This window comes from Streptomyces sp. AC627_RSS907, assembly GCF_019049165.1.
On record NZ_JAGMUE010000797.1, the window covers coordinates 1 to 758 of the forward strand.

Annotated in this window: 1 protein-coding gene; it reads right to left on the reverse strand. The window is 78.9% G+C overall.

Going from position 1 to position 758, the window contains the following annotated elements:
* Positions 1-758, reverse strand: a 758-nt coding sequence (locus KUM32_RS38695) for a condensation domain-containing protein (RefSeq protein ID WP_254406720.1), incomplete at both ends; no start/stop codon positions are given.

Consider the following 758-nt stretch of genomic DNA (forward strand, 5'->3'; position numbering starts at 1 on the left):
CCTCCATCGTGCTTGGAGCAGGGCGCTCTGTTCTGGGCTGAGCGGGGAGAGCGGCGGCCCGGCGGGCCCGCGCTCGGGTGCGGGCGCCGGCCGCGGCTCGGCCGGCGCCGGCCGCGCGCTCGCGGGCCGCGGTGGCTCGGCGCTGTCGTGCGGGTGCTGGTCGGCCGGATCGGCTGGGTCGGCCGGATCGGCTGGGCCGGCTGGGTCGTTCGGGCCCCTCTGGTCGGCCGGGTCGCCGTGGGCCAGGCGGGTCAGGGCGGCGAGCCACAGCGCGCCGAGTTCGGTCACCTCGGCCTCGGTCAGCGAGCTGGGCGCCCAGGTCAGCCGGGTGTGCAGGGCGGGTCCGCCCGGGGTCTCCCGGGTGACGGCGTTCAGCTCCAGCGGGTGGGCCATCGCCAGGGCGCCGTCGATGGCGCCGCCGAGCACGCCGGCCTCGGGCGCCGCCGACCAGGGCCGGTCGTCGGACGCGGCGGCGAAGCGGCCCAGGTAGTTGAAGGCGATCCGGGGCGTGGGGGCCTCGCGGAGCGCGGCCCGTCCCTCGGGGTCGAGGTGGCGCAGCAGCCCGTAGCCGATGCCGCTGTCGGGGATGGCGGCCGTCGCCTCGCGTACGCGGCGCACCGCCTCGCCGACGGGGCCGGTGACGGGGGCGTCCAGCAGGACCGGGTAGAGGCTGGTGAACCAGCCGACGGTGCGCGAGAGGTCGGCGCCCGGGCGGATGTGCTCCTCGCGGCCGTGGCCCTCGACGTGCACCAGGCACC